Here is a 22,338-nt window from a genome sequence, read left to right as displayed (position 1 = left end):
CGTTCACCGGCCGCGGGAGCGGTACGGTCGGCGTCGTGGAGCCGCCGTACGCGGGAATCGTCTACTGGCGACGCAGCCTCTGGAACGGCATGCGCTGCGTACCGGTGCTGCTGACGCCGGACGAGGGCCGGCTGCGCGCCTCGCGTCGTGGTGGGAGCCGCTGGCGCGGGCCGGTGTGACGGTGCGCTGACCGGCGCGGTCAGTCCAGGCCGCGCATGATGTGCGGCTCGCCGTCGTCGTCGCCGAAGCAGCGGTGCAGCACCTGGGCGCGCGCCCACAGGTCCAGGCTGCTCGGCGGTCCGACCGGGCCCGTGCCGGCGGGCGTGGTGGTCAGCACGGGAGCCGGTTCCGGCGGGACCTGCGACGTCACCTCGTCGGTCATGTCCGCCCCTTTCGTCGTACCCATGCTCGTCCGCGGGCGTTTCCGCCACGTCAACTCCGACGGCGCGGGCGTGGACGCGGCGCGCCTGACCCACGCCGGCCCGTACTCCGGTGACGGTAGCCCGCCGGGCCGCCGAGCACAGCCGTATTCCCGACGTCGCCGCAGGTCGCGGCCGGTGATCACGTTCGCGCGTCGCCCGCGGCACCCGGGCCGCAGGTGGCGCAGCAGGTGTCGCCGCGCCAGGCGTCGCGGCCCTCGCGGACCGCGACGACGGCGATCACCAGGGCGGCGACCGGGTCGGCCCAGGACCATCCGAACAGGCCGTTGAGGGCCAGCCCGACGAGCAGGACCACCGAGAGGTACGTGCACAGCAACGTCTGCTTCGAGTCGGCCACCGCCGACCGGGAACCCAGTTCCCGCCCGGCGCGCCGCTGCGCGGCCGACAGCACGGGCATCACGATCACCGAGAGCCCGGCCAGCACCAGCCCGACCGGTGAGTGCGCGGCCTCGGCGCCGCCGAGCAGCGCACGGGCCGCCTCGACGGAGACGTACGCGGCGAGCGCGAAGAACGACACGGCGATGACGCGCAGCGTGACCCGCTCCCGGGCCTGCGGGTCCGGACCGGCGAACTGCCACGCCACGGCTGCCGCGGAGGCCACCTCGATGACCGAGTCCAGACCGAAACCGATCAGGGCGGTCGAGGACGCGACGGTGCCCGCGCCGATCGCCACCACCGCCTCGACCACGTTGTAGGTGATGGTCGCGGCAACCAGCAGGCGCACCCGGCGGGTGAGCAGCGCGCGGCGGTCCGGCGCCGGGCCGGCGGGCGTGACCGGGATCAGCGGCAGGCTCATCAGCAGCATCCGTCCGCGGCGTCCGGGCAGGCGGCCGGGTCGACCGCGAGCACGACGCCGAGCAGGTCGCCGAGCGCATGGGCGAGGCGGGCGTCGGCCAGCTCGTACCGGGTGCGGCGCCCCTCCGGCACGGCCACGACCAGGCCGCAGCCGCGCAGGCAGGCCAGGTGGTTGGACAGGTTCTGCCGGCTGGTGCCGAGCGCCTCGGCCAGCTCGGCCGGGTAGCCGGGCCCGTCGCGCAGGGCCAGCAGCAGCCGGGCGCGTAGCGGGTCGGACAGCGCGTGACCGAAACGGGACAGCGCCTGGGAGTGGTGCAGCGTCCGCATGGCGTGACTGTACAGCACTTGCTGTATTCAGGAAGGGATGTACCGGCGGTTGCATCCGGTACCCCGGTACGGGCTTACCGTCGAGGCGTGACCGACGATTCCTGGGTGCCCGACACCTGCACGCTGCCGACCGCCGAGCGGCCGCTGCGGCTGGCCGAGTTCGACACGCTGTTCCGCGACGCGCTGCGCGGCGTCGACCGGCCGGCCGCCGGGCATCTGCGGCTGCACCTCGACGACGTCGCCGAACCGGCCGCCCGCGACCTGATCGCCCGCGAGTCGGCCTGCTGTTCCTTCTTCACGTTCGACCTCGCCCGCCCGGACGGCGGCACGCTGAGGCTCGACATCCGCGTTCCAGGCGCCCGTGTCGTCGTACTCGATGCCCTGGCCCTGCGGGCGACGGCCGCGCGGGGCCGGTGATGGGCGAGCCGGAGCTGCGCAGCGGCCAGGTCGCCGACGCGGCCGGGGTCAACGTGCAGACGCTGCGCTACTACGAACGGCGCGGGCTGCTGGCCGCGCCCCGGCGTTCGCCCGGCGGGCATCGGCTCTACCCGGCCGAGACGGTCACCCTGCTGCGGGTGGTGAAGGCCGCGCAACGTCTCGGCTTCACCCTCGCCGAGGTCGCCGGCCTGCTGGCGGCCGGGCCGCACGACGCCGGCCTGCGGACCCGGGCCCACGACAAGCTCGCCGAGGTGGAGCGACGGCTCGCGGACCTCACCGCCGTCCGCGACACGCTGCGCGAGGCTATCTCGGCCGGCTGCGACGACCTGGTCACCTGCGCCGGCAGCTCCCGCTGCCCGCTGCCCTTCGCCGATCCGGACCACGGCCCCGCTACGGTCTGACGCATGACTGTCGTCCGGTCCATCCTGCTGTTCCTGCTCGCCGCGCTCGCCGAGATCGGCGGCGCCTGGCTGGTGTGGCAGGGCTGGCGGGAGAACCGCGGGCTGCTCTGGATCGCCGCCGGGGTGATCGCGCTCGGCGCCTACGGGTTCGTGGCCACGTTTCAGCCGGACCCGAACTTCGGCCGCATCCTCGCCGCCTACGGCGGCGTGTTCGTCGCCGGGTCGCTCGCCTGGGGCATGGTCGTCGACAAGTTCCGGCCCGACCGCTACGACCTGGTCGGCGCGGCCATCTGCCTGGTCGGCGTCGCCGTCATCATGTACGCCCCGCGCACGAGCTGACGGCGGCGCCGAGCGCAGGTGATGAGTTTTCCCGCCCGTACCCGTCTCACAGACGACGGCACACGACGAAGCGGGAGGATGACGTGATGGGTGCGGAGACGCGACCGGCGGAACTGGGCGTACACGATCTGGCCGGGGTCGACGAACCGGCGTTCACCGGGCTGGCGCAGCGGCACCGGCGGGAGCTGCACGTGCACTGCTACCGGATGCTCGGGTCGTTCGAGGACGCCGAGGACACCGTCCAGGAGACGTTCCTGCGGGCCTGGCGGCGGCGCGAGACCTTCGCCGGGCGGTCCACATTCCGGGCCTGGCTGTACCGGATCGCCACGAACGCCTGCCTGGACCTGCTCGCCAGGTGCCGTCCGGAGCCGGCGACCGGCGGCGAGGTGCGGTGGCTCCAGCCCTACCCGGACCGGCTGCTCGACGAGCTGCCCGCCGCCGGCACGGACGAGCCGGAGACGGTCGCTGTGGCGCGGGAGACGATCGAGCTGGCGTACCTGGTCGCCGTGCAGCACCTCGCGCCGCGCCCGCGGGCCGTGCTGATCCTGCGCGACGTGCTCGGCTGGCCGGCCAAGGAGGTCGCGGAGCTGCTCGGCGACTCGGTCAACTCGGTCAACAGCGCGTTGCAGCGAGCCCGCGCGGGCATGCGGGAGCACCTGCCCGCGCAGCGGCAGGACTGGACCGGCGACGAGACGGACAGCCGGACCCGCGAGCTGGTTCGCCGCTTCACCGACGCCAGCATCGCCAAGGACGTCGACGGTCTCGCCGCGATGCTGCGCGACGACGTGCGCTGCTCGATGCCGCCCACCCCGGGCCTGCAGATCGGCCGCGACGCGGTGGTGAACGACTGGGTGGCGGACGGGTTCGAGAGCCTGGGCAGCCTGCGGGCCGTGCCCACCGCCGTGAACCGGCAGCCCGCCGTCGCGTTCTACCTCTGGCAGGAGCGCGACGGCGCGTACCTGCCGCTCACCGTCGACGCCCTGCGCATCACCGGCGGGGCGATCACCGAGATCGTCACCTTCCACGCCGACCAGTTCCCGCGACTCGGGCTGCCGGACCGCCTCCCGGCCGACCCCACGCCGTAGTGCCCACGCGGACGCTCGCCCTGCCCGGCGGCACGCGCGTTCCGGTGGTCGCGGCCCGGTGGCACCACGCGTACGGCGTGGTCACCCGCGGACGGGTGCAGCTGGAGCTGCGCGACGGCACTCCCGGGCCGGTCCTCGGCCGCGACGCCGGTTTCTGGCTACGCGGCACCGGCGTACGCGCGCTGCGCAACCCCGGCCGTCGTACCGCGACGGTGCGGATCCTCACCCCTCACCTCGACGCCCGGAGGAACGACATGATCAGCAGCACCGACACCGCCGTCACAGTGGCCCGCCCGCGCGGCTTCCGGCGGCTCGCCGTCACCGGCCTGGTCGCCACGCTCGCCGCGATGGTGGTCACCACGCTCGCGGCCGCTCTGGCCCGGGCCACCGGTGTGGACTTCGAGATCCCCGACGGCGGCGGCGAGACCATCCCGCTGGGCGGTTTCGCCGTGGTGACCGGGTTCTTCTCGCTCGTGGGCGTCGTCATCGCCGCCGTACTGCTGCGGTTCAGCGCCCGTCCCGCGCGGCGGTTCGCGTGGACGGCGGTGGCGCTGACCGCGCTGTCGATGGTGCCGCCGTTCCTGGCCGGGGCGGCCGCGACGACCGTCGTCGCCCTGGTCGGGTTGCATCTGGTCGCGGCGGCGGTGATGATCCCCGCCCTGACGCGGAGCCTGCGGGCAAGCTCTCCGCGATGAGCCTGACGGCTACCCGGCCGTGGCTCCGCGGCGGCGGAGGGCCACCTTGGTGCCGCCGAACGCGACGAGCCACGGCAGCACCACGAAGCCGCCGCAGCCGATCACGATCAGCCACAGCGTCTCACCCGGTTTTCCCTGGTGCTCCAGTTCGGGCCAGGTGAAGGCACTGCCGAGCAGCGACAACACGTAGAACAGGACGATCACGATCGCGGCAGCCGTACCGATCCGGCGGCTGAGCCCGATGCCCGCAGCGCAGAGAAACCCGAGCCCGGACATGACAATGGGCGCGAAGTACATACCGGACAGCACGACGAAGGTGGAGTACGCCGCGCCGGGGTCCAGAGCCGAGTCCGCCAACGGTGTCGGGCCGGCTCCGACCGCGTGGACGACAGCGGAAAGGGCGGAGTTCACCACTTCGGACTCCTCGCACCGGGACGCTCGCACGCCATCGGGATCGATCCCTCAGTCTGGCACCGGGCAAGCCGCCGGACCGACCCGCAGTCGTGAGCCCGCCACAAAAATGATGCGATCCACAGGATTCGATCCGAAACACTCGGGCACTTCGATACGGACCACACGCCGGGCGCCGCCAGTCGGCGCCCGCCGTCACGTACGACCGAGAGGTGACACCATGACCTTCCGCGCCAGGCTCGTCGGAGCCGCACTCGTCGGGACGCTCGCCGCCGGTGCGTCGGCACTGGCTGGGGCCTCCGCGGCCAGCGCGCAGGCCGAACCCTGCGTGCAGCGCATCGCCGTGGTGAACAACGCCGCCTTCGTGATGTCCTTCAGTGTTCAGGCGAGCAACGGTCTGGAGACGGCGAACACCGACACCTACCCGATCAACCAGTCGCGGACGATCGACCTCACCACCACCGCCCTGCCGGTCGGGTCCGACGTCCGGCCGGTGGTCGACGCGGTAGCCGGAGCGCAACGGACCCCGAGCAGCTTCGTGTCGTACTGCGAGAACGGGCAGACCGCGACGTACTCGGTGACCGGGACGACGTACGACTACTCGGTGACGCTGATCGGCTGAGCGACGCGTCGACGCTTCGGGGCGTCCGCCGTCGCGGCGGGCGCCCCGTGCTCGTACGCTACGTTGATCGAGTGCCCGTACCCCGGCTGATTCCCGTCGCGCACGAGCCCGACCACCGGACGGACACGATCGGCCGCTACGACGGAGGGCTGTTCCTCGCCTCGGCGTGGGACCACCACGCGTACGTGCACCTCTTCGACCACGACGGGACGTACCGGAACTCGATCATCACGCGGGTTCCGGATCGAGGCGCGCTGAGCGAGGCGCTCGACGGGCTGCTCGCGAGCCTGCCCGGCAAGTCGTACGGCGACATCGCCGTGCAACTGTTCCAGACCCGTCAGGACGGCGTCGTCTTCGGTCTGGTCGACGAGTCCGGCGACCGGGCGGGCGACGGCAGCCACGTCGACTGGGTCGAGCTGTATCCGGATCGCCTCGGATTCCACGAGCCGTGGGACGGGCTCTACGACACGTGACGCCACCTCGCCCACACCGGTGACGGCCGGCGTTGTTCCGCCGGTCGAAGCTCCGCCAACCGCTCGCTGACGGAGGAGCCCTGGTCATCGTCGGCCAACGCGTCCACGTCGGCATTGCCCACGCCGGAGCAACCTCACCGTCGAAGCCGCCGACACCACACCGGCCTCGGACCGCAGACCGGAGAGGCAGCGGTGTTCTAGAGAAAACCGAGCTGACGCGCCGCATCCTGGTGAACCGAAACGAGTTCAGCAAGCAGAATCGGCTTGCGAGACACCGCCGAGAGATCCTTGCCCTCCCGAGTCCATGGCGGCGGCCACGCGCTGATCCCCTGATCCAGAGCAACGCCGGCCACCTCGGCCTCCCACCCCGGCCAGCGCAAGCCTTCATAGAATCCCGTCAGCGCGCCGGTGAGCATCGCCTCCAACCAGTCGCCATACCCGAGCTCAAGGTCCTGCCAAGCCAGGTCCTCCGGGCCGAAGTAATGCACCGTCGGCCTCACCGCCGGCTCCGCCTGCAACCACGCGAACTGGCCGCCCATCACGTCGAAAGCGACGACCAGACGACCCGCCCCCGGAACCACCTGGGCCGCCACACTCGGCAGCCCGTCGCGCCCACCACCGAGCACCCGAAGCCAACCGTGATCGATCACCAGCCCACCGCTGTTGGCGACCACCGCCCCGAGCCACGACCTGGTCGTGATTTCCAGGGCCGCCAGACAGGCTGCCGCCTGCTGCGAATCGGCCGGCAGCACCTCCACCGGATACGGAGCCGCAGCCACCAGCGCCGAAATCTCGGACCACGCAGACTGTTCCACCCCCTCAGACTCCCAGAAGGATCAACCAGTGCGACTCCGAGGACCCGCCGTAGAACAAACAAGATCGTCTAGCCGGACGTGTCACCCACGTCCCGAGACTGATCTGTGCCGGCGCGACATCTTGCTGCTGTCGGACGCTCGGGGTTGCGGCGGGTGGGTGGCCGCCTCGGCGGTGACGGAGGGCAGGAGGTGTCGTACAGCCTCACGGAGGCGATCCGGCAGGAGGCCAGCCGACGGCGCGCTAACCAGGTGTGTTCCGGCGATCCATGTACGCGAATCCGCACCCCCCGCAGGTCTCGGTCCACCGATAGCCTCTCCCTATGCCCACCGAGATCGTCTTTGAGACTCACTCGTGGAGCGAGGACAACGACCGTGGCATCGCCACCGGCTGGCTGCCCGGCCGGTTGTCGCCGCGAGGACGAGCCCTGGCAGCGGAACTTGGTCAGCGCAGGCGAGACGACGGCATCGCCGCAGTCTTCACCTCGGATCTACGCCGGGCGGCGGAGACGGCCGACATCGCCTTCTCAGGAACCCCCATCCCCGTGCTGCACGACTGGCGACTGCGGGAATGCAACTACGGCCACCGCAACGGCATGCCCGCCGCCGAACTACACGAGCACCGGGACCGGTACCTCGACGAGCCCTACCCCGGCGGTGAAAGCTGGCGACAGGCGGTACACCGCGTCGGTCGATTCCTCGACGATCTACCGCTTCTCTGGGCCCATCAGCGCATCCTGGTCATCGGTCACGTCGCCACCCGATGGACCCTCGATCACCGGATCAACGGCGTCCGGCTGGAGGACCTGATCAACGCCGACTTCGCCTGGCGCGAAGGCTGGGAGTACCGGATCGCCGACCCGCGTGATCGGCAGGACGAAACCCTGCCTACGCAAACGTCGGCCGGCTGAGACATCCCGTCAGCGGCGAGCACCTGCCCGCACATGCACGCCGCACCACGGCGGCAGTTTGGCTTCCCGCACCCGCCCGCCGCTGGTGTCTCGCCGAGGGCCTGGGTCAAGCAACTCCAAGACTCGGGCATGGCGGCCAGCTACCGCCGCGACCTCTTCAACGACCTGTCGATGATCCGGAACGCGGCAGTCGATCCCCGGAAGGTCATCAGCGACCCCTGCGCGCTCAAGACGGTCCGGGCTCCCCGGTACGTCCCGGCCAAGGTCGTCCCCTGGCCGACGATCGACACTGCCTTCGGGCACGGCTCTACTGACCCCGGCGGCCTAGCGACGGCCCAGCCGGGAGCCGGAAGCGTTTTGCCCAGCTCAGGAACGGTGACGGCGTCACTTGGCGTTGAAGTAGTTCGCCTCCGGGTGGTGGACCACGATCGCGTCGGTGGCCTGCTCCGGCACCAGCTGGAACTCCTCGGACAACTGCACCCCGATCCGCTCCGCGCCCAGCAACTCCACGATCTTCGCCCGGTCCTCCAGGTCCGGGCAGGCCGGGTAGCCGAACGCGTACCGGCAGCCCCGGTAGTCGGTGCGCAGCAGACCGGCCAGGTCGGCCGGGTCGTCGTCGGCCAGGGTGCCGCCGCCGGGCAGCACCAGCTCGGCCCGGATCCGCCGGTGCCAGTACTCGGCCAGCGCCTCGGTGAGCTGCACGGACAGGCCGTGGACCTCCAGGTAGTCGCGGTACTCGTTGCCGGCGAACATCTTCGCCGTGTACTCGCTGATCGGCTGCCCGACGGTGACCAGCTGCAACGCCACCACGTCGAGCTGGTCGCCCTTGGGCCGGAAGAAGTCGGCCAGGCACAGCCGCCGCTCCTGGCGCTGCCGGGGGAAGGAGAACCGGGCCCGCTCGCTGTGCCCGTTCTCGTCCAGCACCACCAGGTCGTTGCCCTCGGAGTACGCCGGGAAGTAGCCGTACACGACGGCCGCCTCCAGCACCTGGTCGGAGATCAGGCGGTCCAGCCAGTACCGCAGCCGGGGCCGGCCCTCGGTCTCGACCAGTTCCTCGTACGACGGGCCCTTGCCGCCGCGTGCGCCGCGCAGCCCCCACTGGCCCAGGAACGTGGCCCGCTCGTCCAGCAGGGCCGCGTAGTCGGCCAGCGGCACGCCCTTGACGACGCGGGTGCCGAAGAACGGCGGCTTCGGCACGGACACGTCCACCGCCACGTCGGAGCGGACCGACGCGTCGTCCAGTTCGGGCAGCGCCTCGCGGACCTGCGCCCGCTGCCGCTCGCGGCGTTCCCGGCGGGCCGCCAGTGCCGCCTCCCGCTCCGGGTCGACCACCGGCGCGCCGCCGCGCTTGGCCGCCATCACCCGGTCCATCAGGGACAGCCCTTCGAACGCGTCGCGGGCGTAGTGCACCTGGCCCGGGTAGATCGACCGCAGGTCGTCCTCGACGTACGCGCGGGTCAGCGCCGCGCCGCCGAGCAGCACCGGCCAGCGCTCGGCCACGCCCCGGGAGGCCATCTCGGCCAGGTTCTCCTTCATGATGACGGTGCTCTTGACCAGCAGGCCGGACATGCCGATGGCGTCGGCCCGGTGTTCCTCGGCCGCGTCGAGGATCGCGTTGATCGGCTGCTTGATGCCGATGTTGACCACGTCGTAGCCGTTGTTGGACAGGATGATGTCGACCAGGTTCTTGCCGATGTCGTGCACGTCGCCCTTCACAGTGGCGAGCACGATCCGGCCCTTGCCGTCGTCGTCGGTCTTCTCCATGTGCGGCTCCAGGTAGGCCACCGCGGTCTTCATCACCTCGGCGGACTGGAGCACGAACGGCAGCTGCATCTGGCCGGAGCCGAACAGCTCGCCGACCACCTTCATGCCGTCCAGCAGCAGGTCGTTGATGATGGACAGCGGCGTACGCCCCTGCGCCATCGCGGTGTCCAGGTCGGCCTCCAGGCCGTTGCGCTCGCCGTCGATGATCCGCCGCTTGAGCCGCTCGTCCAGCGGCAGCGCGGCCAGTTCCTCGGCCCGGGTGGCGCGCGCCGACGCCGCGTCGACGCCCTCGAAGGCCTCGATGAACCGCTGCACCGGGTCGTAGCCCTCGCGACGGCGGTCGTACACCAGGTCGAGCGCCACCTCGCGCTGCTCGTCCGGGATCCGCGACATCGGCAGGATCTTGCTGGCGTGCACGATCGCCGAGGTCAGCCCGGCCTGGGCGCACTCGTGCAGGAACACCGAGTTGAGCACCTGCCGGGCCGCCGGGTTGAGGCCGAACGACACGTTGGAGATGCCGGCGGTGAAGTTGACGCCCGGGTAGCGGGCCGCGATCTCCCGGATCGCCTCGATCGTCTCGATGCCGTCGCGGCGGGTCTCCTCCTGCCCGGTGGCGATCGGGAACGTCAGCGCGTCGATGAGGATGTCCTCCCGGCGCATCCCCCACCGCCCGGTCAGGTCGTCGATCAGCCGGCAGGCCACCCGTACCTTCCACTCCCGGGTGCGGGCCTGGCCCTCCTCGTCGATGAGCAGCGCCACGACGGCGGCGCCGTGCTCCCTGACCACCGGCATGATCCGCGCGTAGCGGGACTCGGGGCCGTCGCCGTCCTCGAAGTTGACCGAGTTGACCACGCACCGGCCGCCGAGCATCTCCAGCCCGGCCTCGATCACGGCCGGCTCGGTGGAGTCCAGCACGATCGGCAGCGTCGAGGCGGTGGCGAACCGGCCGGCCAGCTCACGCATGTCCTGCGTGCCGTCGCGGCCGACGTAGTCGACGCAGAGGTCGAGCAGGTGCGAGCCGTCCCGGGCCTGGCTGCGGGCGACCTCCACGCAGGCCTGCCAGTCCCCGGCGAGCATGGACTCGCGGAACGCCTTCGAGCCGTTGGCGTTGGTCCGCTCCCCCACCATCAGGATGCTGGCGTCCTGGGCGAACGGCACGTGGTGGTAGATCGAGGAGACCCCGGCCTCCGGCTTCGGCTCCCGCGCCACCGGCGCGCGCCCGCCCAGCCGCTCCACCAGCACCCGGATGTGCTCCGGGGTGGTGCCGCAGCAGCCGCCGATCAGGGCCACGCCGTAGTCGGTGACGAACTGCTCCAGCGCGTCGGCCAGCTCGTCCGGGCTGAGCGGGAAGTACGCGCCGTCGGCGGTCAGCACCGGCAGGCCGGCGTTCGGCATCACCGAGATCGGGATCCGCGAGTGCTGCGCCAGGTAGCGCAGGTGCTCGCCCATCTCCGCCGGGCCGGTCGAGCAGTTGAGCCCGATCAGGTCGACGCCGAGCGGCTCGATCGCGGTCAGCGCGGCGCCGATCTCGCTGCCGAGCAGCATGGTGCCGGTGGTCTCCACCGCCACCTGGCAGATGATCGGCACGTCCCGGCCGGCCTCGGCCCGGGCCCGCTTCGACCCGACCACCGCCGCCTTGACCTGGAGCAGGTCCTGGCAGGTCTCGATGATCAGCGCGTCCGCCCCGCCGGCGATCAGACCGGCGGCGTTCTCCTGGTACGCGTCGCGCAGCGAGGCGTAGCTCGCATGCCCGAGCGTGGGCAACTTGGTGCCGGGGCCCATCGAGCCGAGCACGAACCGGGGGTGCTCCGGCGTCGCGTACGCGTCGGCTGCCTCCCGCGCGATCCGCGCGCCCGCCTCGGACAGCTCCCGGATGCGGCCGGGGATGCCGTATTCCGCGAGGTTGGGCAGGTTCGCGCCGAACGTGTTGGTCTCCACGCAGTCCGCGCCGGCCGCCAGGTAGGCGTCGTGCACGCCGCGGACCACGTCCGGCCGCGTCACGTTGAGGATCTCGTTGCAGCCTTCGAGGCCGTCGAAGTCGTCGAGGGTGAGGTCGGCGGCCTGGAGCATCGTCCCCATCGCGCCGTCCGCGATCAGGATCCGATCGGCCAGCAGGTCACGCAACGAAATAGGCACATGCCCCAGGTTAGTGCGCCCGAGTGCGGCAGAGTCACCCGAACCGGGCCTTCCCACATTCTGCCCACCGGGCCTGCGTACACCTTTCCGCCGGTTCGCCCGGGTGGTCCGACCCGGCGACCGGCGCGGCCGACGGGCCGGGCCCCGCGGCGGCACGTAGGCTGACGGACGTGAAGGACAACAGGGGTGCGACAGTGCGACGGGACGACGCCGCGCCCGACGAGCAGGGTGAGGTGACGGCGTGACCGAGTTCGACGGGCTGCCGGTACTGCGCTCGCCGGTCGCCATCGCGGCCTTCGAGGGCTGGAACGACGCCGCCGACGCCTCCACCGCCGCCGTGGAACACCTGGAGCAGGTCTGGCAGGCCCGGGAGGTGACCGAGCTGGACCCGGAGGACTTCTACGACTTCCAGGTGAGCCGCCCGACGATCACCATGGCCGACGGGGAGACGCGGCGCGTCGAGTGGCCCACCACGCGGTTCATGGTGGCCAGCCCGGAGGGCACCGAGCGGGACGTGGTGCTGATCCGCGGCATCGAGCCGAGCATGCGGTGGCGGACGTTCTGCGAGCAGGTGCTGGAGATCTGCCACAGCCTGGAGGTCGAGCGGGTGGTGCTGCTCGGCGCGTTGCTGGCCGACGTGCCGTACACCCGGCCGCTGCCGATCAGCGGCAGCGCGTCGGACGCCGACGCGGCCAAGCGCTACCAGCTCACCCCCACCCGCTACGACGGGCCGACCGGCATCGTCGGCGTGCTGCACGACGCCTGCACGCGGGCGGAGGTCGACGCGGTGTCGTTCTGGGTGCACGTGCCGCACTACGCGAACAACCCGCCCTGCCCGAAGGCCACCCTCGCGCTGCTGCACCGGGTCGAGGAGGTGCTCGACCTGCCGGTGCCGATGGCCGACCTGGCCGAGGAGGCCGCCGAGTGGGAGCAGCGGGTGCGCAGCGCCGCCGAGCAGGACGCCGAACTCGGCGAGTACGTGCGTGAGCTGGAGGAACGGGTCGGCGACGCCGGCATCACCCCGTTGACCGGGGACGAGATCGCCCAGGAGTTCGAGAAGTACCTGCGCCGCCGCGGCGGTTCCGCCGGGCCGACCGCCGGCTCCTGGTAGTTCTCCCGCTCTGCCGAAGCCGGGCCTCGGATCGGGGCCCGGCTTCTTCGTGTCCGGGGTGGCGCGGTCACAGCCTCTAGGGCATCCTAGGAACCTAGCTGTTCTGAGGAGGCGGGCAATGCAGATCAACCCGGGCGCGGCCGAGTTCCCGCACCGGCAGATCGCCGCGCAGCTCAAGGCCCAGGTGCGCCGCGGCGACTGGGGGCCGGGCGAGCGGCTGCCGTCCATCCCGGCCATCGCCGAGATGTTCGGCGTCGCCAAGCAGACCGTGCAGCGCGCCGTCGACCAGCTGCGGGTCGAGGGCATCCTGATCACCAAACCCGGCTCCGGTACGTACGTCCGGGGCACCCGGCGCCGCCTCAACCGCCTGTCCCGGGGTCGGTACGGCGGCTTCCGCGGCTACCACACCGACCTGGCCGCCCGGTACCGCCAGCAGCTCGTCTCGGTCGGCCGCTCCCCCGCTCCGGCGGAGGTGGCCGACGCGTTCGGCGTCACCGACGGCACCGAACTGCTCTGCCGTCGGCACCTGGTACGCACCGACGACTCCCCGGTCGAGGTCGGCGCGTCGTGGTTCCTGCCCGCCGACACCGCCGGCACCTCACTGGAGCGGGCCGAGGCGTTCGGCCGGCCGCTCTACCAGGAGGCGGAGGAGGTCATCGGCCGGCGGTACGTCACCGCCACCGACACGATCAGCGCGCGTCAACCCAGCCGGGAGGAGGCGGAGATCCTCCAGATCCGCCCCGACACCCCGGTGCTGCACCTGTTGCACGTGGCCTACGACGAGCGGCACAAGCCGATCGAGGTCGCCCAGGCCACGTGGCCCGGCCCGATGACCACGCTCACCGAGGAGTACAAGATCCCCGCCCCCGCTCCCGACCAGGACCCCGACCCCGGCCTGGTCCTGGGCTGACCCGCCGCAACCCGGCACCCGGCACCCGGCACCCGGCACCCGGCACCCGGCACCCGGCACCCGGCACCCGGCACCCGGCGATCTTGCACTTTCCGCCCCGACACACAGGGCATTCACGACATCCCGAGGGCCGCAACTGCAAGATCGCCGAGGGCTGCGGGCCGGGCACGCCTGAGTGGAACACCACGGGTGTCAAACCGCCCTCGACACACCCGTCACGTTCCACCCGCTCCCCCGGGTCGGCGCGATCTTGCACTTACGGACCCCGCAGAACCGGGCAAAGAAGACAGAACGCGGGCCGCAAGTGCAAGATCGACGGCGCGAGGGGGCGAGGCCGCGCGAGAGGGGCGAGACTGCGCGAGGAAGCCTAGGCCCGCGCGAGAGGGCAGGACTCGGCGGACGGACGAGGGCCGGGGCTAGAGGGCGATGCCGAGTAGGGCGTCCACGGTGTCGCGGAAGAGGGCCGGAGCGGTCTCGTCCTCGGTCACGCCGTCGAGGACGCCTTCGGCCCAACGGTCGGCCGCCGCCAGGGCGCCCGGAGTGTCCAGGTCGTCGGCCAGGCGCTCACGTACCTCGGCCAGGAACGCCGCCCCCGACGGCCCGGCCGGCGCGGCGGCGGCCCGCCGCCAGCGGCCCAGCCGCTCCTGCGCCTCGGTGAGCAGCTCGTCGGTCCAGGAGCGGTCGCTGCGGTAGTGCCCGCTCATCAGCGCCAGCCGGACCGCCATCGGGTCCACCTTGTCGGCCCGCAGCCGGGACACGAAGACGAGGTTGCCCTGGGACTTGGACATCTTCTCGCCGTCGAGGCCGATCATGCCGGCGTGGACGTAGTGGTCGGCGAACGGTGCCTCGCCGGTCAGCCGCTCGGCGTGCGCGGCGGAGCACTCGTGGTGCGGGAAGATCAGGTCGTTGCCGCCGCCCTGCACGTCGATCCGGTCGCCGAGCAGGTTCAGCGCGATGACCGTGCACTCGATGTGCCAGCCGGGACGGCCGGCGCCCAGGTCGCCGCCGGGCCAGGAGGGCTCGCCCTCGCGGGCGCCGCGCCACAGCAGCGGGTCGAGCGGGTCGCGCTTGCCGGCGCGTTCCGGGTCGCCGCCGCGCTCGGCGAACAGCTCGATCATCTGCTCGCGGGTCAGGTTCGACTCGTAGCCGAAGCGGGGCGCGGCGGCGACGTCGAAGTAGACGTCGCCGGTGCCGTCGTCGAGCCGGTACGCCGCGCCGTCCTTGAGCAGCATCAGCACCTTCTCGGCGATGTCCGGGATCGACTCGACAGCGCCGACGTAGTGCGCCGGCGGGATCATCCGCAGCGCCTCCATGTCCTCGCGGAACAGGGCGGTCTCCCGCATGGCCAGGACCTTCCAGTCCTCGCCGTCGCGCTCGGCGCGCTCCAGCAGCGGGTCGTCGATGTCGGTGACGTTCTGCACGTACCGCACGTCGAGGCCGGCGTCGCGCCACATCCGCTGCACCAGGTCGAACGTGATCATGGTGGCGGCGTGTCCGAGGTGCGTCGCGTCGTACGGGGTGATGCCGCAGACGTACATCGAGGCCGCGCCCTCGGGCCGGCTGGGATGGGCGCCCTGCCGCGCCGAGTCGTACAACCTCAGCGACACGCCCTCGCCGGGCAGCCGTGGCACGTCATGTCCCGCCCAAGACTCCATGACCGCCAGCCTAACGATCCGTCAGACGCTCGGGTGCCGCCCTACGGGTGATCAACGCGACAGCGGCTCACATCGGCGGCCAGGGCATCGCCGGCCACTCCTGCGGCGGCAGCGGGAACCGGCCGCTCTCGCCCAGCCGCTCGACCCGTTCCGCCAGCGCGGCCAGCTCACCGATGGTCAGGTGCTCGGCCAGCTCCTCGCCGAGCGGCCCGCGCAGCTGCCCGGCCAGGCCGTCGAGCATCTCCACCGCGTCCGGTGGCAGTTCGCGGCCGGCCCAGCCCCACAGCACCGTACGCAGCTTCTCCTCGACGTGGAAGCTCACGCCGTGGTCGACGCCGTAGATCCGGTCGTCCGGGCCGACGAGCACGTGCCCGCCCTTGCGGTCGGCGTTGTTGATCACCGCGTCGAGCACGACGAGCCGGGCCAGGCGGGGGTCGTCGGCGTGCGCCAGCGCGTACGCCGCCCCGTCGTCGTCGCGGGCCGCGGCCACCGGGAACCAGCGCGGCGGGATCTCCCGCGCCGGCACGAAGCCGACCAGCGGCTCGGCGTCGTCCGGCTCGTCGATCCAGAGCTGGCACGAGCCGGGACCGAACGGCCCGTCGCGCAGCACGGTCGGGGGCACCAGGTCCCAGCCGGTGGCCCGGGACACGAGGTAGGCGGACACCTCCCGGCCGGCGAGCGTGCCGTCCGGGAAGTCCCAGAGCGGGCGTTCGCCGCGTACCGGCTTGTAGACGCAGTGCGCCGTCACGTCGCCGAGCGCGATGACGCCGCGCAGCGTCGCGTTGGAGGCGTCGACGAGCCGCCCCTCCAGGGTCAGCTCACCGTCGGCGAGCAGCCGCAGCGCCTCGGCGCCGTCCTGTCGGGGCTGCAGTTCCGACGAGGTCACCGGTGATAGCCGTTGTGCCGGGGGCAGAGGTGACCGGCCGGGTCGAGCGGCTGGCCGCACAGCGGGCAGGGGGGCCGGCCGGCGTTCACGACGCGCTTGGCGCGTTCGATGAACTCGCGGGTCGCCTCCGGGGTCAGCCGCACCCGGAGGCGGTCGAGGTCGTCGTCCGGCTCGTCCGGGTCCTCGTCGGCGTCGTCGTCCGCGTCGCCCAGCTCGACCTCGACCTCCGCCTCGCCGACGGCGATCGCCTCGATCACCACCGTGGCGGTGTCCACGTCGAAGGCCAGGCCCAGCGTGCCGACCCGGAACTCCTCGTCCACCGGCGTGTCGAGCGGCTCGTTGTCGCCGGTCACCGTGGTGACCGGCTCCGGCAGCTTCACGCCGAAGCGGCGCTGCGCCTCGGCGAGCAGCTCCTCGAGCTTCTCGGCGAGCAACGACACCTGGACCTTCTCCAGCGACACGCTGACCAGCCGGCCGCCGCCGCGCGCCTGGAGGAAGAACGTGCGCTCCCCCGGCGGGCCGACCGTACCGGCGACGAACCGCTCCGGCGGCTCGAAGGCGTGCACCTGGTGCGTCATACCCACGACCCTATCCGGCGTCTGGAAGCGCCGCGCAGCCCACCGACGCCGAATCCGCCCAGAGCGAACGCGCCGCGGCACGCCCGGCTCACCCGGCCGCGCCCGCGCCTCCGCCGACCGCCGCGTCGGACTCGGCCGCCCGCGCCGGGCGCCGGCGCCGCTTGCGCGGCGGCGGGACCAGCGCGGACAGGTCACCGCCGGTGTCGTTGAGCCGGACCAGGAACGGCCGCAACGGGGTGTAGCGGATCGCCGTGACCGACGCCGGGTCGGCCACGATCCGCTGAAAAAGATCAAGGTGTACGCCGAGCGCGTCCGCCACGATCGCCTTGATCACGTCACCGTGGCTGCACGCCAGCCAGACCGCCTCCGGCCCGTGCTCGGCGGTGACCCGCGCGTCCCACGCCCGTACCGCGGCCACCGCGCGCGCGGACATCGCCGCCATCGACTCGCCCTGGGGGAACGCGGCGGCGCTCGGGTGCTGCTGGACCACCGGCCACAGCGGCTCCTTCGCCAGCTTCTTCAGCGACTGCCCCTCCCAGTCGCCGTACCCGCACTCGATCAACCCGTCGTCCACCACCGGCTCGACGCCCGGCAGCGCCAGGTCGAGGGTCTGCCGGCAGCGGATGAGCGGGCTGGTCACCACCGCCGCCAGCGGCAGCCCGGCGAGGCGCGCGCCGACCGCCGCCGCCTGCGCGCGGCCGGTGTCGTCGAGCTCGACCGGTTGCCGCCCGGCCAGGCCGCCGTCGGCGTTCGCGGTGGTCCGGCCGTGTCGCAGAAGCAGAAGGGTCGCCACGCTGACCACCCTAGGCGGTACGCCCCGAAGGTGATCGTCCCGCCACGACAGGCCGTGTTCCGGCGGGGCGTCCTACTCCCTGTACACCCATCTCCGGAACCTGTCAGCCGCGTCCGGCGCGCCGACGGGCCGCGCCAAGGACTGCAGCACCCCCCGGTGCCGCCGGACCAGGAGCGCGACCCAGACGACCACCACAGCCCACAGCACCAGGGAGATGCCGCGGTACCGCCTGACCGCCGCGTCGGCCCGCGCCTTGTCCTGCGCCCTGACCTCGGCCGCGTCGTAGACCACGGTGCCGTCGACGACGAAGGTCTCGGCCGAGACCACATAGCTCGCGTAGACGTACGACCGTGCGCGTTCCAGCTCCGGCTGGGGATCCCTGCTCATCTCGAATCGGACCGGCGTGCCGGGCACCAGTTCCTCGCTCGGCAGCTCTCGTACGCTGAACTTGACCCGGGGGTGCTCGCGGAGCACCACCCGATACACCACGGCGGCGAGGTTCCTGCTTCCTCCCGTCGTCGATTCCCAGCTGTCCTGTACCGACTCGACTGTGCCCGTCACCACGAACATCTCGGCCGGCAGCTCCGGCTTGTCGAAAGGCTTTCCCAGACTCCAGGCATAGGCCGCCAGAATGGCGATCATCACGGGAACGCCGTACAGCGGTCTGAGGCGGAAGCGCGACATGCGGGCGAGAGTAGCCAGCCCCGGCCACCTCGGACATCGAGGTGGCCGGCCTCTCGCACGACGCGTCAGGTGGCGCTGATCGTGCCGGTCGCCAGGAGGCAGATCACCAGGCTGCCCAGCGCCACCCGGTACAGCACGAAGACGTACAGCGTGTGGTGGGCGACATAGCGCAGCAGCCAGGCGATGGCCGCGTACCCGACGGCGAACGCGATGAGCGTCGCGATCACCATCTGCGCCACGCTCGGCGCGGCGGTGCCCGGCGCCGACGGCTCGAACACGTCCGGCAGGCTGAACACGCCGGAGATCACCACGGCCGGGATGGCCAGCAGGAACGAGTAGCGGGCCGCGGTCTCCCGGGTCAGGTTGAGCAGCAGGCCCGCAGTCAGGGTGCCGCCCGACCGGGACACGCCGGGGACCAGCGCCGCGGCCTGGGCGAAGCCCATCACCACGCCGTCGCGCATCCGGAAGTTCTCCAGCGTGCGGGTCTGCCGGCCCCAGTACTCGGCGAAGGCCAGCAGCATCGCACCGATGATCAGCGTGCAGGAGATCAGCCAGAGGTTCCGGCCGGCGGTGCGGATCTGGTCCTTGAAGATCAGCCCGAAGATGCCGATCGGGATGGTGCCGACGATGACGTACCAGCCCATCCGGTAGTCGAGGCTGGAACGCACCGAGCGGTCGACCAGGCCGACGAACCAGGTCCGGACGATCCGCCAGATGTCCTTGGCGAAGTAGATCAGGACGGCGGCCTCGGTGCCGAGCTGGGTCACCGCGGTGAACGACGCGCCCGCGTCCCGGCCGAAGAACAGGGCCGAGGTGATCCGCAGGTGCCCGGACGAGGACACCGGAAGGAACTCGGTCAGTCCCTGGACCAGGCCCAGGACGACGGCCTCGATCCAGGTCACTCGCCGACTCCGGACAGCTCCAGCGCCTCGGCGACGGTACGCAGGGTCTGCACCCCGCTCTCCCGGTCGGCCACGAACAGCGACACCGACAGCGTGGTCACGCCCGCGGCGGCGTACTCCCGCATCCGCTCGGCGATGCGCTCCTTCGGGCCGAGCAGCGAGGTTCGGTCGATGAACTCCATCGGTACGGCGGCGGCCGCGTCACGCTGCCGCTTGGCCAGGTAGAGGTCCTGCACCTCGCGGGCCGCGTCGCCGTAGCCCATCCGGGTGGCGAGCTGGTTGTAGAAGTTCTGCTTGCGGCTGCCCATGCCGCCCACGTACAGCGCGGCGTACCAGCGGACCAGCTCCGCGCAGGTGGCGATGTCGTCGCCGACCACGACCGGCACGGACGGCACCACGTCGAAGCCGGCCAGCTCCTTGCCCGCCGTCGCGCGGCCGGCCCGGACCGAGGCGAGGTGCTCCTCGGCGAACTCCGGGGAGTAGAAGACGGCCAGCCAGCCGTCGGCGATCTCGCCGGCCAGTTCCAGGTTCTTCGGGCCGACCGCGGCCAGGTAGATCGGGATGTGCTCGCGCGGCGGGTGGAAGCCCAGCCGCAGCGCCTTGCCGGGGCCGTCGGGCAGCGGCAGCGTGTAGTGCTCGCCGTCGTACGCGACCTCCTTGCGGGCCACCGCGAGCTTGACGATGTCGACGTACTCGCGGGTGCGGGCCAGCGGCTTGGCGAACCGCACGCCGTGCCAGCCCTCGGAGACCTGCGGGCCGGACACGCCCAGGCCGAGCCGGAACCGGCCACCGGAGAGCGTGTCGATGGTCGCGGCGGTCATCGCGGTCATGGCGGGGGTACGGGCCGGGATCTGCATGACCGCGGAGCCCACGTCGATGCGCTCCGTCTGACCGGCGATCCAGGCCAGCATGCTCGGCGAGTCCGAGCCGTACGCCTCCGCGGCCCAGACCACCGAGTAGCCGAGCCGGTCCGCCTCCTGGGCCAGCGCCAGATGGTCGAAGGGCGTGCTCCACGCCGTCTGGTATCCGAGGTTGAGCCCGAGTCGCACTGATCCTCCCACCGTCCGCACCACAGGTCGCATCAGGTTACGCAATGAGCGTGGCGCCCTCGACGTCCGGCTCGCCCCGAACATGTCACACCGGGCGGAGGTCGCGCGGGAAGTTGACTGCGGCGAGGATATCCGTGACGCCGGGTTCGAAATAAGGTTCACCCATGCAACAGCGACCGCTCGGCCGAAGCGGGCTGGCGGTATCGCGGCTCGCGCTCGGCACCATGACCTGGGGACGGGACACCGACGCCGACGACGCGGCCGCCCAGCTGAAGAGCTACCTCGACGCGGGCGGCAACCTCGTCGACACCGCCGACGTGTACGCCGACGGCGACGCCGAGTCGGTGATCGGTTCGCTGCTGGGCAGCCTGGTGGACCGCGACGAGCTGCTGATCGCCACCAAGGCGGGCCTGCGGCCGGGCAGCCGCCGCCGGGACGGCTCGCGCGGTCATCTGCTGCGCACGCTGGACGCCTCGCTGCGCCGGCTGGGCACCGACCACGTCGACCTGTGGCAGGTGCACGGGTACGACCCGGACACCCCGCTGGAGGAGACGCTCTCGGCCCTGGACCACGCGGTGTCCAGCGGGAAGGCCCGCTACGTGGGTGTGTCGAACTTCTCCGGCTGGCAGACCGCGCGGGCCGCCGCCTGGCAGGCCGCCTGGCCGGGGCGCGCCCCGGTGGTCGCCGCTCAGGTGGAGTACTCGCTGCTGGAGCGCGGCGTGGAGCGGGAGGTGCTGCCCGCCTGCGCGGGGATGGGGCTGGGTGTGCTGCCCTGGTCGCCGCTGGGCCGGGGTGTGCTCACCGGCAAGTACCGCAACGGCCGCCCGGCCGACTCGCGGGCGGTGTCGCCGCACTTCGAGCGTTTCGTCGCCACCTACCTGGAGCCGCGCTGCTCCAGCATCGTGGAGGCGGTCGCCATCGCGGCCGGCGGGCTGGGCGTGTCGCCGCTGGAGGTGGCACTGGCCTGGGTGCGGGACCGGCCGGGTGTGACCGCGCCGATCCTCGGCGCCCGCACCGTCGGGCAGCTGCTCGGCGCGTTGCAGGTGGAGCGGATGACGCTGCCGGAGGAGATCGTCACGGCGCTGGACGACGTGTCGGCCGTGCCGGTGGGCTACCCGGAGCGCGACGGCTGAGCCGGGTGAGGGCGATCCGGGTCACCCGCAGGGGGTGGCGGAGGGCCCGCGACCTGGGCAGCATAGGGGCATGGACTACGAATACGCGCCGCTGCGGTTGCCCTCGAACGTCGATCGGCTGACCGCCGCGGCGCAGCTGGCGATCCAGGCCGAGTTCTCCGGCTGGGAGCTGGCCCGGGTGCGGCTCTACCGGGACGGCACGCGGCAGGTGGTGCTGCGGCGCCGCCTGGTCAACCAGTCGCAGCCGGGCCTGTCGTACTGACGACGGGCCCGTCCCCGGGGCCGCGCGACGCGGCGCCGCCCCGGGGACGCACACGGCCTAGTGCGCGTGGTCGTGCTCCTCGTCGAGCTCCATGAACGGGTGCTCGTCGAGCCGGCCGACCAGCCGGTCGTCGGCGGCCGGCTGGAACGGGCCGACCGGGTCGTCGTCGTCGAACGACTCCAGGTCGACGGGGGTGCCGACCTCGCTGACCATCACCACACCGTCCAGCGGCTCCAGCTCCGGCACGTCGAGCGCGGACAGCGAGCCGTCGCCGCTCTGCAGCAGCTCCAGCACCGCCTCGCCGACGCCCTCGACCGGCGCCGGCTCGTCCTCCTCCGGGGTGCCCTCCCGGCGGGCCGCCTCGGCCGCGCGCAGCAGGGCGGCGACGCTCGGCACCCGGTAGTCGCGCCGCTGCCGCACCGAGATGACCCGCGGGTGCGGGTCGGTGGGCTCGCCGCCCTCGACGGCGCCGAAGCGCTCGTCGGCCTCGTCCGGGTCGATCGACTCCACGTCCCAGGGCGTCACCTCGCCGAACGCGTCGAGCAGCTGCTCGTCGTAGGCGAACGAGGCGTTGTTCAACGCGACGTACGCCTGCCAGACGGCGTCGTCGTCGATCCGGCCCTGGGCGGCCCGGACGGCGGCCAGGTGGGCGCGGGCGGCGTCGATCACCCGCTCGAGGGCGGCGTCCAGCTCACCGTGCTGGTCGGTCATGTGTGGCAGTCCCTT

Annotated in this window: 27 protein-coding genes; 13 read left to right on the top strand and 14 right to left on the bottom strand. The window is 72.3% G+C overall.

From position 1 onward, the window contains the following. Positions 1-35: 35 nt before the first annotated feature. Complete coding sequence (locus tag ACN27D_RS30755) at positions 36-179, top strand: hypothetical protein (protein WP_357895622.1); 144 nt, start codon at positions 36-38, stop codon at positions 177-179. 20 nt (positions 180-199) lie between these two features. On the opposite strand, the gene ACN27D_RS30750 is transcribed toward ACN27D_RS30755, so the two are convergent. The 3 genes from ACN27D_RS30750 to ACN27D_RS30740 all read right to left on the bottom strand — a co-directional run bounded on the left by ACN27D_RS30750 (position 200) and on the right by ACN27D_RS30740 (position 1,562). Continuing rightward, positions 200-382 (bottom strand): hypothetical protein, encoded by a 183-nt coding sequence (locus tag ACN27D_RS30750; RefSeq protein ID WP_013286093.1) that lies wholly within the window; start codon positions 380-382, stop codon positions 200-202. 179 nt (positions 383-561) lie between these two features. Continuing rightward, the gene (locus tag ACN27D_RS30745; protein WP_421500666.1) at positions 562-1,236 is read right to left on the bottom strand and encodes a cation transporter; all 675 of its coding nucleotides are present in this window, start codon (positions 1,234-1,236) and stop codon (positions 562-564) included. Further along, complete coding sequence (locus ACN27D_RS30740) at positions 1,236-1,562, bottom strand: ArsR/SmtB family transcription factor (protein WP_121685088.1); 327 nt, start codon at positions 1,560-1,562, stop codon at positions 1,236-1,238. Before ACN27D_RS30740 ends, ACN27D_RS30745 begins: the two co-directional genes overlap by 1 nt. An 87-nt stretch (positions 1,563-1,649) precedes the next feature. Between ACN27D_RS30740 and ACN27D_RS30735 the strand changes: the two genes are divergently transcribed. The 5 genes from ACN27D_RS30735 to ACN27D_RS30715 all read left to right on the top strand — a co-directional run bounded on the left by ACN27D_RS30735 (position 1,650) and on the right by ACN27D_RS30715 (position 4,520). After that, positions 1,650-1,979, top strand: a complete 330-nt coding sequence (locus ACN27D_RS30735) for a hypothetical protein (RefSeq protein ID WP_421500665.1) — start codon at positions 1,650-1,652, stop codon at positions 1,977-1,979. Continuing rightward, complete coding sequence (locus tag ACN27D_RS30730; protein ID WP_421500664.1) at positions 1,979-2,401, top strand: MerR family transcriptional regulator; 423 nt, start codon at positions 1,979-1,981, stop codon at positions 2,399-2,401. The genes ACN27D_RS30735 and ACN27D_RS30730 overlap by 1 nt, the downstream gene beginning before the upstream one ends. Positions 2,402-2,404: 3 nt before the next feature. Then, positions 2,405-2,740 (top strand): YnfA family protein, encoded by a 336-nt coding sequence (locus ACN27D_RS30725; RefSeq protein ID WP_252453798.1) that lies wholly within the window; start codon positions 2,405-2,407, stop codon positions 2,738-2,740. A gap of 86 nt (positions 2,741-2,826) precedes the next feature. Continuing rightward, on the top strand, positions 2,827-3,825 hold the full coding sequence (locus tag ACN27D_RS30720) for an RNA polymerase subunit sigma-70 (protein ID WP_421500663.1): 999 nt from the start codon (positions 2,827-2,829) through the stop codon (positions 3,823-3,825). Next, positions 3,825-4,520, top strand: a complete 696-nt coding sequence (locus tag ACN27D_RS30715) for a DUF6069 family protein (protein ID WP_421500662.1) — start codon at positions 3,825-3,827, stop codon at positions 4,518-4,520. The genes ACN27D_RS30720 and ACN27D_RS30715 overlap by 1 nt, the downstream gene beginning before the upstream one ends. Positions 4,521-4,529: 9 nt before the next feature. Here ACN27D_RS30715 and ACN27D_RS30710 read toward each other — a convergent pair whose 3' ends face one another. Beyond that, positions 4,530-4,934 carry a hypothetical protein gene (locus ACN27D_RS30710; RefSeq protein WP_358176045.1) on the bottom strand — a complete coding sequence of 135 codons (405 nt, stop codon included), beginning with the start codon at positions 4,932-4,934 and terminating at the stop codon, positions 4,530-4,532. A 217-nt stretch (positions 4,935-5,151) separates the two neighbouring features. On the opposite strand from ACN27D_RS30710, the gene ACN27D_RS30705 reads away from it, so the two are divergent. Beyond that, on the top strand, positions 5,152-5,553 hold the full coding sequence (locus ACN27D_RS30705; RefSeq protein ID WP_120570096.1) for a hypothetical protein: 402 nt from the start codon (positions 5,152-5,154) through the stop codon (positions 5,551-5,553). 71 nt (positions 5,554-5,624) lie between these two features. Then, entirely contained in the window at positions 5,625-6,026 is a 402-nt protein-coding gene (locus tag ACN27D_RS30700; protein WP_421500661.1) for a hypothetical protein, read from the top strand. A gap of 197 nt (positions 6,027-6,223) precedes the next feature. Here the strand turns inward: ACN27D_RS30700 and ACN27D_RS30695 are convergent, their stop codons facing one another. Then, a complete protein-coding gene (locus tag ACN27D_RS30695; RefSeq protein WP_421500660.1) occupies positions 6,224-6,841 on the bottom strand; it encodes a DUF2625 family protein in 618 nt (205 codons plus the stop codon). Between the two features lie 320 nt (positions 6,842-7,161). Here ACN27D_RS30695 and ACN27D_RS30690 point away from each other — a divergent pair, with 320 nt between their 5' ends. Then, positions 7,162-7,749 carry a histidine phosphatase family protein gene (locus ACN27D_RS30690; RefSeq protein ID WP_121685075.1) on the top strand — a complete coding sequence of 196 codons (588 nt, stop codon included), beginning with the start codon at positions 7,162-7,164 and terminating at the stop codon, positions 7,747-7,749. 384 nt (positions 7,750-8,133) lie between these two features. Here ACN27D_RS30690 and metH read toward each other — a convergent pair whose 3' ends face one another. Continuing rightward, positions 8,134-11,649: a methionine synthase gene (gene metH, locus ACN27D_RS30685; protein ID WP_421500659.1), complete on the bottom strand. Its 3,516-nt coding sequence runs from the start codon at positions 11,647-11,649 to the stop codon at positions 8,134-8,136. A gap of 241 nt (positions 11,650-11,890) precedes the next feature. Here metH and ACN27D_RS30680 point away from each other — a divergent pair, with 241 nt between their 5' ends. Both ACN27D_RS30680 and ACN27D_RS30675 read left to right on the top strand, forming a co-directional pair. Further along, complete coding sequence (locus ACN27D_RS30680; RefSeq protein WP_013286081.1) at positions 11,891-12,760, top strand: PAC2 family protein; 870 nt, start codon at positions 11,891-11,893, stop codon at positions 12,758-12,760. 118 nt (positions 12,761-12,878) lie between these two features. After that, on the top strand, positions 12,879-13,670 hold the full coding sequence (locus ACN27D_RS30675; RefSeq protein ID WP_357793391.1) for a GntR family transcriptional regulator: 792 nt from the start codon (positions 12,879-12,881) through the stop codon (positions 13,668-13,670). A gap of 416 nt (positions 13,671-14,086) precedes the next feature. On the opposite strand, the gene mshC is transcribed toward ACN27D_RS30675, so the two are convergent. The 7 genes from mshC to ACN27D_RS30640 form a co-directional block, all read right to left on the bottom strand. Beyond that, complete coding sequence (mshC, locus tag ACN27D_RS30670; RefSeq protein WP_358176068.1) at positions 14,087-15,325, bottom strand: cysteine--1-D-myo-inosityl 2-amino-2-deoxy-alpha-D-glucopyranoside ligase; 1,239 nt, start codon at positions 15,323-15,325, stop codon at positions 14,087-14,089. Between the two features lie 67 nt (positions 15,326-15,392). After that, on the bottom strand, positions 15,393-16,211 hold the full coding sequence (locus ACN27D_RS30665) for an SCO1664 family protein (RefSeq protein WP_091328289.1): 819 nt from the start codon (positions 16,209-16,211) through the stop codon (positions 15,393-15,395). Continuing rightward, entirely contained in the window at positions 16,208-16,789 is a 582-nt protein-coding gene (locus tag ACN27D_RS30660) for a DUF3090 domain-containing protein (protein ID WP_013286077.1), read from the bottom strand. Before ACN27D_RS30660 ends, ACN27D_RS30665 begins: the two co-directional genes overlap by 4 nt. A gap of 88 nt (positions 16,790-16,877) precedes the next feature. Next, positions 16,878-17,591: a histidine phosphatase family protein gene (locus tag ACN27D_RS30655; protein WP_121685071.1), complete on the bottom strand. Its 714-nt coding sequence runs from the start codon at positions 17,589-17,591 to the stop codon at positions 16,878-16,880. Positions 17,592-17,654: 63 nt separating this feature from the next. After that, positions 17,655-18,266, bottom strand: a complete 612-nt coding sequence (locus ACN27D_RS30650; protein WP_421500658.1) for a hypothetical protein — start codon at positions 18,264-18,266, stop codon at positions 17,655-17,657. Positions 18,267-18,331: 65 nt separating this feature from the next. Next, positions 18,332-19,168, bottom strand: a complete 837-nt coding sequence (locus ACN27D_RS30645) for an undecaprenyl-diphosphate phosphatase (protein ID WP_252453980.1) — start codon at positions 19,166-19,168, stop codon at positions 18,332-18,334. Beyond that, on the bottom strand, positions 19,165-20,217 hold the full coding sequence (locus ACN27D_RS30640; protein ID WP_120570106.1) for an LLM class F420-dependent oxidoreductase: 1,053 nt from the start codon (positions 20,215-20,217) through the stop codon (positions 19,165-19,167). The genes ACN27D_RS30645 and ACN27D_RS30640 overlap by 4 nt, the downstream gene beginning before the upstream one ends. 164 nt (positions 20,218-20,381) lie before the next feature. On the opposite strand from ACN27D_RS30640, the gene ACN27D_RS30635 reads away from it, so the two are divergent. Both ACN27D_RS30635 and ACN27D_RS30630 read left to right on the top strand, forming a co-directional pair. Continuing rightward, complete coding sequence (locus ACN27D_RS30635) at positions 20,382-21,350, top strand: aldo/keto reductase (protein ID WP_013286071.1); 969 nt, start codon at positions 20,382-20,384, stop codon at positions 21,348-21,350. Positions 21,351-21,420: 70 nt separating this feature from the next. Then, positions 21,421-21,612 carry a DUF5703 family protein gene (locus tag ACN27D_RS30630; protein ID WP_030274256.1) on the top strand — a complete coding sequence of 64 codons (192 nt, stop codon included), beginning with the start codon at positions 21,421-21,423 and terminating at the stop codon, positions 21,610-21,612. A gap of 57 nt (positions 21,613-21,669) precedes the next feature. Here ACN27D_RS30630 and ACN27D_RS30625 read toward each other — a convergent pair whose 3' ends face one another. After that, entirely contained in the window at positions 21,670-22,323 is a 654-nt protein-coding gene (locus ACN27D_RS30625) for a hypothetical protein (protein WP_013286069.1), read from the bottom strand. Positions 22,324-22,338: the final 15 nt, after the last annotated feature.

This window comes from Micromonospora sp. WMMD1274 (assembly GCF_049179035.1).
In the GTDB taxonomy this organism is placed as follows: domain Bacteria; phylum Actinomycetota; class Actinomycetes; order Mycobacteriales; family Micromonosporaceae; genus Micromonospora; species Micromonospora tulbaghiae.
Note: the sequence above shows the minus strand (reverse complement) of the source record. Positions and strands in the feature narration are given on the sequence as shown.